The 11,093-nt window shown below is 71.9% G+C and carries 7 protein-coding genes; 5 read left to right on the forward strand and 2 right to left on the reverse strand.

Features of this window, described 5'->3' with window-relative positions:
- Window positions 1-213: 213 nt before the first annotated feature.
- From ACWGI8_RS29770 to ACWGI8_RS29785, 4 genes are all read left to right on the forward strand, one after another.
- Window positions 214-447 (forward strand): tyrosine-protein phosphatase, encoded by a 234-nt coding sequence (locus ACWGI8_RS29770; protein WP_453665554.1) that lies wholly within the window; start codon window positions 214-216, stop codon window positions 445-447.
- 112 nt (window positions 448-559) lie between these two features.
- Entirely contained in the window at window positions 560-2,530 is a 1,971-nt protein-coding gene (locus tag ACWGI8_RS29775) for a hypothetical protein (RefSeq protein ID WP_453665562.1), read from the forward strand.
- Between the two features lie 161 nt (window positions 2,531-2,691).
- Entirely contained in the window at window positions 2,692-3,576 is an 885-nt protein-coding gene (locus ACWGI8_RS29780; protein ID WP_453665556.1) for a metal-dependent hydrolase, read from the forward strand.
- A gap of 1 nt (window position 3,577) precedes the next feature.
- Window positions 3,578-4,618, forward strand: coding sequence for a PDR/VanB family oxidoreductase (locus ACWGI8_RS29785; RefSeq protein WP_453665557.1), 1,041 nt, complete (start codon window positions 3,578-3,580; stop codon window positions 4,616-4,618).
- 29 nt (window positions 4,619-4,647) lie between these two features.
- Here ACWGI8_RS29785 and ACWGI8_RS29790 read toward each other — a convergent pair whose 3' ends face one another.
- The gene (locus ACWGI8_RS29790) at window positions 4,648-4,974 is read right to left on the reverse strand and encodes a hypothetical protein (protein ID WP_453665559.1); all 327 of its coding nucleotides are present in this window, start codon (window positions 4,972-4,974) and stop codon (window positions 4,648-4,650) included.
- Window positions 4,975-5,037: 63 nt separating this feature from the next.
- On the opposite strand from ACWGI8_RS29790, the gene ACWGI8_RS29795 reads away from it, so the two are divergent.
- Complete coding sequence (locus tag ACWGI8_RS29795; protein WP_453665560.1) at window positions 5,038-5,784, forward strand: TetR/AcrR family transcriptional regulator; 747 nt, start codon at window positions 5,038-5,040, stop codon at window positions 5,782-5,784.
- A gap of 45 nt (window positions 5,785-5,829) precedes the next feature.
- On the opposite strand, the gene pulA is transcribed toward ACWGI8_RS29795, so the two are convergent.
- Window positions 5,830-11,085, reverse strand: coding sequence for a pullulanase-type alpha-1,6-glucosidase (gene pulA / locus ACWGI8_RS29800; protein ID WP_453665563.1), 5,256 nt, complete (start codon window positions 11,083-11,085; stop codon window positions 5,830-5,832).
- Window positions 11,086-11,093 lie beyond the last annotated feature (8 nt).

The following is an 11,093-nucleotide window of genomic DNA, read 5'->3' on the forward strand; positions in this document are numbered from 1 at the left end:
GAGGCACTATGCCCCCGGCGACCACTCACGGTGAGCCCAAGCCCTCATCGGCCACGGAATACGCGAGTCTCGATTACGCGAGGTCGCCAGTTCTGCCCCCTACCGGGAGTTCGTGTCCACGGAGTCCGCGCGGCGCGGGTACGGCGCGTTCCTGAAGGCGCTGGCCGGACCGGACGCGCGGACCGGGCGACGATCGCGGCGGAGTACCTGTCGGTGAACGCGGGGGTGCGTCAGGCGTTCGCGCCGCTCGTCGAGGGGTTCACCGCGCAGGGCGGCGACCCGGAGATCGCGCTGGCGGTCGTCGGGGTGACGCCGGAGTATCTGGGGGCGGCGCTCGACGAGGTGGCCAGGCTCCACGGCTCGATGGAGAACTACGTACGGGAAGGGCTCGGCGTGCCGGACGAGGTGGTGGAACGGATCCGCGAACGCCTGGTGACGGAGCGGTAGGACCATCCGGCGGATCGGGCCGGACCGGCGAATCACAGGGCGTCGCGAGCCCGGTGAGATCCGCCGGACAGGCCCTGGTCACGGCCGGTGACTATCGGACGATTCGCTCGTTCTGCTGAACGTGAGCACCCAGGAACTCGCCCCCTCCTCCGTCGGCGTCGAGCAGGCCGAGGCCGCGCTCGTCGAGCACTATCCGCGTCTGGTGCGGATCGCCTATCTCGTCCTGCCGCCGTCGCTCGGCCGCAACCGGCGGGTGCTGACCGCACACTCCCTGGTCCAGCGCTCGCTGCCGCGCGGCCGGACCCAGAGCGCGGTGCGGGGGCCGGCGCCGGCACTCCGGGGTGCCTCCGGGCCCGGGTATGCGTACGTCCGCGGGCGGGTGCTGCGGCAGGCCCTGGAGGCGGGGCTTCCGCTCAAGCGCCGGGCCTGGCCGAAGCGTTCCCAGTTACCCCCGCTGCTGCCGCAGGTGTGGGGGCTGCGGCTCTTCCCGCGCTCCGGCGGTGCCGATGAACTCGCCCTGGACCAGCGGCTGTCCGCGCTGTCCGGGCCGGCCCGGGCCGCCTACGTGCTGCGTGGCCTGGAACGGCTGCCGGACGGGGAGGTACGGCGCGTCCTGAGCGACGCCGGGGTCGCGGACCCGCACGCCGCGCTCGTGGAGGCGGACGGCGTCGACGCGCCGGGCGGAAGGACGCCCGGAGGAACGGCACCCGGAGGGAAGAGCACCGCGGCCCTGCTGGACTCACCCGAGTTCGACCCGTGTTCGCTGCAGGCCCGCCCCACCGATCTGATGCGCCGGCGCCAGCACGCCAAGGCGGCGCTCGCGGCGGCCGCGGCGGTGCTCGTGTGCGGCACGCTGCTCGGGCTGCCGGGTGAGGGCTGGGGACCGGACGGCGCGGCGGCCCCGCCGTACGCCCGCAACCCGGCGGCCGAGGCCGCGCTCGACCCCGGCCGACTGCGCCGTATCGCGCCCGTCGCCTGGCAGAGCTCTACCCGTACGGACTTCTCCGTGTGGCCCGCGCGCGGGACCCTCACGGGCGACCGGGGACTGCTGCGCAGGGCGCTCGCGGTCTGGGCGCGGCCCGGCAGCCGGGTCCGGACATCGGCGACGCCCAGCACCCCTCCGGGACCCCCGATGGACGCACCGCAGCTGCTGTTCGCGGGCGTGGTGGACCGGTCGCGTGTGGTGCTCTTCCACGACGGGCTGCGGATCGTCCGGTACGCCGAGCCGGGCGACGGCTCGACGGCGGGCGCGGCGCTCGACTTCGCCCGGGCCGACGGAGCGGACTCGGCCACCTCCGGCGCGCTGATCGTCGGCCGCGACCACGGCAACGTCCGCTATCTGACGGCTCCCTGGGTGCGCCGGGCCACGGTGCGGGATCTGCTCGACCCGGCACGGGCGCCCCGGCCGCTGCGGCGTGACGCGCAGGGGGTGACCGACCCGCTGCCGAGCGCCGCCCAGGCGCGGGACTGCCGTTCGTGGGACGCACTGGAGCTGACGGACGACAGCGCGCAGCGGCTCGTCACCGATCTGGGCGAGCTGGTTCCGGCCCGGCTGACATGGGGTCCGCCGTCGGCGCCGGCGGATGTGTCGGGTGAGGCGGCACGGGCGGCGTGGGCGCGGACGGCCTGTCTGCTGCCGGTGATGCGCTCGCACGGGGTGCGCTCGGTCAACTCGTGGGAGTACGCGCGCCAGACCCTGCCGGAGGCGAACGGAACCGCGGCCTGGCTGTGCACCCGCGCGGAGACCTGGCGCGGAACCGGCAGCCGGGTGCTCGCCCAGTTCCAGACGCCGTCGTCCCTGCCACCGGCCGAGTCGCCGGGCGCGATCGTGGCCCGCTCCGAGGGCTCCCCCGCCTGCGGTCCGCGCGATCCCCGGGTACTGGCGGGTGTGCTGTGGAAGTCGCGCGCGGGGCAGTGGTACGTGCTGGCGGCGGGCAGTGAGCAGTTCACCTCGCTCGCCACGTCCGGCGGAGTGGCGGGCAGTGCGCAGGGCAACCTCCTCGCCGTACGGGCGAAGCACGGCGCACAGGCACAGCTGAACGGCCGTCTCGCGGACGGAACGACGCTCGGCGCGTTGCGCTGAGCCGTCCCCGGCTCCGGCGCGCGGCGTGGGGGGGGTACGGCGTGCGTCCGGCGTGCATCCGGCGTGCATCCGGCGTGCATCCGGCGTGCATCCGGCGTGCGACGTCAAGTCCTCGCCGCACGACTCTGTTCCGACGGCGTACCCGTCAGTACATTGACACCATGTCTAATACGCAGCCGGCCAAGGTGGCGTCGGAACACATCGCGCTCAAAGCCCGCAACGTCTCCTTCGCGTGGGACGAGACCCCGCTCCACTGGGTCCCCGGCGATCCGTTCGCCACTCACACCATCAATGTGCTGCACCTTCTGCTCCCGGCCGGTGAGCGGTGGTTCGTGCATGTGTACAAGCAGGTGCTGCCGCACATCCACGACGACCGGCTGCGCGAGGACGTCATCGGCTTCATCGGCCAGGAGGCGGTGCATTCCCAGGCCCATGACGACGTGCTCCCCCGTCTGAAGGAGCTGGGGCTCGACCCCACCCCGTACACCGCGCAGGTCGACTGGTTCTTCGAGAAGCTGCTGGGCGACCGGACGCTGCCGCCCGGCAAGGCTCGCGAATGGTGGCTCAAGGAGCGCATCGCACTGATCGCCGCGATCGAGCACTACACGGCGTTCCTCGGCGACTGGGTGCTCAACGCCGATGAGCTGGACCGGCGCGGCGCCGACCCGATGATGCTGGACCTGCTGCGCTGGCACGGCGCGGAGGAGGTCGAGCACCGCTCGGTCGCCTTCGACCTCTTCATGCATGTCGACGGCAGCTACCGGCGCCGGGTACGGACCTGGGCGGCGGCCTTCTCCGCGCTGGTCTTCCTCTGGCAGCGCGGCATCCGCTTCTTCATGGAGAACGACCCCACACTGCTCGACGGCAGGGCGGGCTTCCGGGACTTCTACCGGGCCGGGAACCGGGGCGTTCTCCCCTCCACTCCGGCGATGCTGCGCTCGATCCCGCGCTATCTGAGCCACTCGTACCACCCGAGCCAGGAGGGCAGTACGGCGCAGGCCGTCGCCTATCTCGCCAACTCCCCCGGCGCGAACGGAGACCGCTGACATGCCCCGGCTCCGTACCGTCGTCCTCGTCGCCGGTGCCGCGCTGCTCGCCAAGCGGGCCATGCGCCGCCGCATCGAGGCCTCACCGCTGTGGCCGATGCCCGCCCTTCAGGAGCCGATATCGGGCCAGGGCCGTCGCCCGCGCCGCTCCTCGTCGCACCGCGTACTGATCACCGAACGCACCTCCCCCGCCGAAGGCGTCGTCCAGCTCCGCCTGGAGGGCCAGGGCCTGCCGTCCTGGCAGCCCGGCGCGCACATCGACGTCGTCCTGCCGTCGGGTCTCGTACGGCAGTACTCGCTCTGCGGCGACCCGGCCGACCGCGACACGTATACGATCGCCACCCGCGTCATCGAGGAAGGCCGCGGCGGCTCGCGCGAAGTCCGCGAACAGCTCCACGAGGGCACGGAGATCGAGATCCGCGGCCCGCGCAACCGTTTCCCGCTGGTCGAGGCGGAGTCGTACGTGTTCGTCGCGGGCGGCATCGGCATCACGCCCGTCCTGCCGATGGTCCGGTCGGTGCACGCGGCGGGAGCCGCCGGGTCCCGGCTGCTGTACTGCGGGCGGGACCGGGCCACCATGCCCTACCTCGACGAGGCCGAGAAGCTCGGCGCGCAGGTCGCGTTCGGCCGCCCGGACCTCGGGTTCCTGGCCGGCCTGTCCGCGGGGACGGTGGTCTACTGCTGCGGCCCCGAGGGGCTGATGGACGCGGTCGCCGCGGCCCTGCCCGAGGGCCGGGAGCTTCGTCTGGAACGGTTCACGGCGGCGGCCGCCGCGCCCGGCGGCGCCTTCGAGGTCGAACTGCGCCGCTCCGGCCGTACGCTCACCGTCCCGGCGGACCGGTCGGTCCTGGCCGCCGTGCGCGACGAGCTGCCGAACGTCTCGTACTCCTGTGAGCAGGGCTTCTGCGGCACCTGCCAACAGCGGGTGCTGGAGGGTGAGATCGACCACCGTGACGAGCTTCTCACGGACGCCGAGCGGGACGACTCGATGCTGATCTGCGTCTCACGCTGCCACGGTGACCGGCTCGTCCTGGACCTCTAGTCCGTGGCACCAGGCCCTGTCCGGGCGGCTCAGGGCAGCAGCAGCCAGTCCGCCGCCAGCGCCGCCACCAGGCCCGCGCCCAGCAGCCAGGTGCCCAGCCGGGTGCGGCCGTGGCGGCTCAGCTCGATGACAACTCCGCACAGGATCATGGCCAGTCCGTACACCCCGACCACGAGGACGGACGTGCGGCTGGGCAGCCGCACCGCCAGGACCGCCGCCAGCGCCACGAGCAGAACGGACGCGGCGGTGATCCGGAGGATCCGGGCCTGGCGGGGAGTCATGCCCTCGGGCGCCGGTGCCGGTGCCGGTGCCGGTGCCGGTGCCGGTGCCGGGGTTTCCTGGTCAGAAGCGGTCATATCCCGGGAGCGTACCCGCCGAGCGGCGGACGCCGTCCGACGGCCGCCGGTTACGCTGTTCGTATGACGACCGGGGTTCGCCGCAGGATGGGCGTCGAGGAGCGCAGAGAGCAGCTGATCGGCGTGGCGCTGGAGCTGTTCAGCCACCGCTCCCCCGAGGAGGTGTCGATCGACGAGATCGCGGCCGCCGCGGGGATCTCGCGCCCGCTGGTCTACCACTACTTCCCGGGTAAGCAGAGTCTGTACGAGGCCGCGCTGCGCCGGGCCGCCGACGAGTTGGCCGGCCGGTTCGTGGAGAAGCACGAAGGACCGCTCGGCGGGCGGCTGCTGCGCGTCATGGGCCGGTTCTTCGACTTCGTCGACGAGCACGGCCCGGGGTTCTCGGCGTTGATGCGAGGCGGCCCCGCCGTGCCCGCAGGCGGAGCCTGCTCACTAGGCACAGCCACCACGACCAACGCCACGATCGACGAGGTCCGGCAGGCGGCCTACGACCAGATCATGGCGCACCTCGGGATCACGGACCCCCCGGCACGGCTGCGGCTGGTCGTACGGTCGTGGGTGTCGCTCGCCGAGTCGACCGCGCTCATCTGGCTGGACGGCCGGGAGATTCCGCGCCACGAGCTGGAGCTCCAGCTGGTCCATGACTTCGCGGCGCTGGTGGCGGTGCCGGCGGCGTACGACGCCGAGATGGCGGGCGTGCTGCTGCGCATCTTCGCGGACGAGCCGGCCGAGGGCGTTTTCGGCGACCTCGTGGGCCGGATGGTGGCGCTCCTGCCACAGCCGGTACGAGTGCCGGAGCAGCGCGTCTGAGCCCGGCGAAGGCCCGGACGCGCTGCCCCTTCCCGACTGTGCCGGTCAGCCGCGGTCGAAGACCGCGACGGTGCGCGCGGGGACGGTGAAGGTTCCCGAACCCTGCTCGTACGACGCGGACTTCACGACCTCGTCGGAACCCCCCGCCTGCACCGCGTGCAGCGCAAACGGTGTTCCGGCGAACGCGCCGATCCGCTGGGTCCGCCGCTCCGGCGTGGCGTTGAAGACCACCACCAGATCGCCCAGCTTCATGGTGATCACACCCGGGGTCTCGTCCGTGCCGGAGAGCGGGAACGACAGCGCGGACTGCACCTGGTCCGCGGAGCCGAGGCCGAACGCCTTCTCCGTCGTACGGATCTTCAGCAGCTCCCGGTACGCGGCGGACGCCCCGTTGATCTGCGCGCAGCCCGGCTTGAGCGTGGGCGCGGTGAGCAGCGGCTTGGCGTAGGGCCACTTCGCCTTGTTGTCGGCGGCCGGGGGCAGGCCGCGGCCGAAGCCGTTGCCGTCGCGGCAGTCCCAGTGGAGGGCGTTGAACCAGTCCCCGCTGTCGTACGAGTTGCGGTCCAGGGACTTCGACCGGAGCAGGTCCGAGCCGGCCTGCGACAGCGCGGGCCCCTGCGAGAGCGCGGCCGTCGCCATCGCGAGCACCTGCATACGGGCCCGGTCGGCGGCGGGAACGGACGCCGGCAGCTTGAACGCGAGCGCGTCGTAGAGGGTCTCGTTGTCGTGGGCGTCCGCATAGGCGAGCGCGTCACCGGGCGCGGCGGCGTAGCCGGCCGGTGAGCCGTTGTAGTCCACCTCGGAGCCCTTGACCTTGACGCCACGGGTGTCGGTGAAGCTGTACGACGCGAGGTTGCCGGACAGCCCGACCTTGATCAGGTCCTGGTAGTGGAGCAGCCGGGCCTTCTGCTCGGCCGGGGTGCCGTTGGCCTTGGAGGAGTTGGGGTCGGTGTAGAGGCCGGAGGCGAAGCCCTGGATGCCCGGGTCCTCGTCGAAGGGGCCGCCACCGCGGACGGCGTCCCGCGCCCGGTCGGAGAAGGTCGCGATCCCGGTCCCGGCCATGTTCTTCTGGGTGGCCTGGACGAAGCGGGCGTCGTCGGCGATCTCGCCGAAGTTCCAGCCCTCCCCGTACAGGATGATCTTCTTCCCGTCGACGCCGTCCTTCTCGACGGTCAGCGCGTCGAGGGCCTTGCGGACGGCGAGGATGTTCGCCTTCGGGTGGTGGCCCATGAGGTCGAAGCGGAAGCCGTCGACCTTGTACTCCTTGGCCCAGGTGACGACCGAGTCCACGACGAGCTTGCCCATCATGGCGTTCTCGGGTGCGGTGTTGGCGCAGCAGGTGGAGGTGGCCACGGTGCCGTCGGCGAGGAGCCGCTGGTAGTAGCCGGGCACGATCCGGTCCAGGACGGACTTGCTGTCCTGGCCGCTCGCGACGGTGTGGTTGTAGACGACGTCCATGACGGTGCGCAGTCCCGCGCCGCTCAGGCCCTGCACCATCTGCCGGAACTCGACCGTGCGGCGCGTGCCCTCCGGGTCGGAGGCGTACGAGCCCTCCGGGACGGTGTAGTGCAGCGGGTCGTAGCCCCAGTTGAACGCGTCCTTCGAGGCGGCCTTGGTGACGCAGGCCTGCTGTTCCTCGGAGTCCGGCGCGTACGCCGTGAGGTCGCAGGCGGGCACGGCCTGGTCGGACTTCTTCTCCGGGATGGTGCCGATGTCGAAGGCGGGCAACAGGTGGACGTACGACGTACCGCTGTCCGCGAGCGACTTCAGGTGCTTCATGCCGGCCGATTCGCGGTCGGTGAAGCCCAGATAGCCGCGGGCCGAGAAGTCGCGGATGTGCAGCTCCTGGATCTGGGCGTCGCGAAGCGGCACGGCGGCCGGCTTCTTCAGTCCGGCCCAGCCCTTGGGGGCGAGCTCCGGGTCGGCCAGGTCGACGACGAGGCTGCGGGCCGAGTCGGTGGTGAGTGCGGTCGCGTACGGGTCGGTGACCTTGTTGGTGACGAGCTTCTGGACGCTGGGCGCCCAGACGGTCACGGCGTACCGGTACGGCTTTCCGCGCCAGCTCGACGGTCCGGTGACCGACCAGACGCCGGAGGTGTCGTCGCGGCGCATCGGGACGGTCTTCCCGTCGAGTTCGAGGGAGACCTTCTGTGCGGTCGGCGCCCAGACGGAGAGCGACGGACGGCCCTTGCGGAACACCGGTCCGAGCGCCGCACCCGTCGCCTTCCGGGCGTACAGATCGTCGAGGGCACCCGGGATCTGCACACCGGTGGCGGCGAGCAGGGCCCCGTTGGCGGCCCGCTGGGTGGCGACGATCTGGCCGCGCAGGGCGGCGCGGACGCGGTCCCGGTCGCGCGGGTCGACGGTGAAGGCCGGGTAGTCCTTGAGGTGCGGGTACTTGGCCTTCTGGGCGTCGGTCAGCGCGGACGGGGTGAGCCGCAGCCACTGGCCCTCATCGCTGAGCGCGCCGTCGACGATCTGGATGCCGCCGCCGGGTGCGTACACGAGCTGCTGGCTGGTGGCGTCGGTCGCCTTCACCTTCCAGACGACGGTGTTGCGGTCGATGAACTGCGCCTCGGCCTTGGCGAGGTCGAGCGAAGGGGTGCCACCGGTCTGCGGAAGGAGGTACTTCGGCTGCCCGGCGAGCAGCCACACCTCACGCCCGTGGGTGCCGAAGGACAGCGACTGGTCGGTGGGCAGATCCTTCTGGTCGCCCTTGTGGACGATGTAGCTGAGCGAGGTGGCCCCTTCGGCGAGCGGGACCTCGAAGGTCACCCCGTACGCGTCCGTGCGGGCGGGCATGAGGGGCTTGGACCAGTCGGTGGGCTGGGCGGCGCCGGTCCAGGTGTGCAGTCCCCAGCCGTCGTAGTCGCCGTCGGCGCGCTGGTAGTGCAGCACGGCCTTGGTGGTGTCCTGCGGCGGGTAGGTGCCGTCGGGCGCGGTGTCGGACTGGCCGTCCTGGCCCTGCGTGATCCAGACCTCGCCGGTGCGGGCGAGGGTGATGCTTCGCTGCGGGCCGTCGGTGGTGCCGTCCTTCTCGACGGTGTACGGGATCGTCGAGGCGCCCTCGGGAACCTTGACCCACGCGAACGCGCCGTGGGCGTCCCGGCCGGTGAACCCGGCCGTGGCGCCGCCCGTCCTCAGCTGCCAGCCGTCGTAGTCGCCGCCCGGCCGCTTGTAGTGGACGACGGCGTACGTACGCTCGACCGCCGTCGGCTTCTCGGGCGGCGGGGCCTGGCCCGCCGTGGTCTCCGCTTGCGCGCTCGCCGTCCGGCCGAGGCTGTCGACCACGACCGCCTTGTAGCGCAGGGCCGTCCCGGCCGGAGCGGTGATGTGCTGGGTGACCTTGTAGGGGGCGTGGTCGGCGGTGCCGAGGGTGCGCCATGTGCCGTTGCCCACCTGGGCGGCGAAGACGACCCGGTTGAGCTGCCCGCCGTCGGCGTCCGCGGAGATCTCGACCGTGCCGGTGGCGCCGGCGGCCGGGGCCTTCAGGGTGAGGGACGGCTTGGCGGAGGGGGCGGCGAGGGGCTGCTGAGCGCGCAGCACCAGCGACGACAGCGCCGGTACGGTGACGGTGATCCTGCCGTCGGCGGCGCGGACCGCGCCGGAACCGCCGTACAGGACACGGAAGTCCGCCGCGTCCACCGGCAGCGTCACGGTCTTCCCGGCGGCCGCGTTGTTGACGGCGACGACGTACTCGCGCTTCGTCTTCGCGTCCGTACGGGAGAACGCGTACACGGAATCCTTGGCGTACCGCTCCTGCTGGATGCCGTCGCGCAGCGCCGGGTGCTCACGGGTGAGCTTCGAGAGCGCGGCGATCGACCGGTAGACCGGGTGCGTGGTGTCGTACGCGTCGTCGGCGTGCGTACGGTCCGTGCCGAGCTGGTCGTCATCGAGGTAGTCGGGGGTCTTCGAGGCGAAGAGGGTCTGGCGGGCGTCCTTGTCGCCGCCCGCGCCGGTGAAACCCTGCTCGTCGCCGTAGTAGACGACCGGATTGCCGCGGCTGAGGAACATCAGCTCATTGGCGAGCCGGGCCCGCTTCAGCAGCTCGGCGTCGCTCGCGCCCGGGTTGTCCTGCTTGAGGAACGTCCCGATGCGGCCCATGTCGTGGTTGCCGAGGAAGGTCACCTGCTCATACGCGTTCGCCTTGTCGGTGGCGTACCGGTAGTCGTCGGCGAAGACCCGGGCGAGGCGGCCGGCGTCGGCACCCTGCGAGGCATAGCCGCGGGCCGCGTCCTGGAAGGGGAAGTCGAGGGTGGCGTCGAGCCGGCCCCGGGTCACGTACGGCGAGGTGACGGCGGTGTCGGCGGAGAAGACCTCACCGAACATGAAGAAGTCGTCGCGGCCCCGCGCGGCGGCGTACGCGTCGAGGGCCGTGGCCCACTGGGTCCAGAAGTCCAGGTCGACGTGCTTGACGGTGTCGATGCGGAAGCCGTCGATACGGAAGTCGCGGACCCACTTCTCGTAGATCTTCTTCATGCCGTCGACGACCTCGGGACGCTCGGTCCACAGGTCGTCGAGGCCGACGAAATCGCCGTACTCCGCGCTCTCTCCGGCCCAGGTGGAGTCGCCCCGGTTGTGGTACATCGTGGGGTCGTTGAGCCAGGCCGGGGCCTTGGTGACGCTGCCCGCGCCGTTGACCGGGGTGTACGGGAAGGAGTCCGCGTCGACCTTTCCGATCCCGGCGTGGTCGGCCCGGTCGTCAAAGGGACGGCCGTCCTTGTCGAGGTACGGGTAGGCGCCCTTGGGGCGGTAGCCGTAGGCCTTCTCGGCGTAGTCGACGGTGTCCGCGGTGTGGTTGGTGATGACGTCGAAGAAGACCTTCATGCCCTTGGCGTGGGCCTTGTCGATCAGCTTCGTGAGGTCGGCGTTGGTGCCGAAGTGGGGGTCGACCTGGGTGAAGTCGGTGATCCAGTAGCCGTGGTAGCCGGCCGACGCGTCCTTGCCGCTCCCCTGCACGGGCCGGTTCTTGAAGATCGGGGCGAGCCAGATGGCCGTCGTGCCGAGCCCCTTGATGTAGTCGAGGCGCTGGGTGAGCCCCTTGAGATCCCCGCCCTGGTAGAAGCCCTTGTCGGTGGGGTCGTAGCCGGTCTCCAGCCGCGAACCGGTGAGTCCGCCGCGGTCGTTGGCGCTGTCACCGTTCGCGAACCGGTCCGGCAGCACGAAGTAGAACTGCTCCCGGGTCAGATCGTGCCGTGCGGGCTCCGCGGCGAGCTTCGCGTCGGACGGTGGTGCGGGGGGTTTCGCGGCGGCCGCGACCGGTACGGCGGGCGCGAACGCGGCGCAGACGGCCGCGGCCAGGGTGGCCG

Source organism: Streptomyces sp. NPDC054841, from assembly GCF_053611045.1.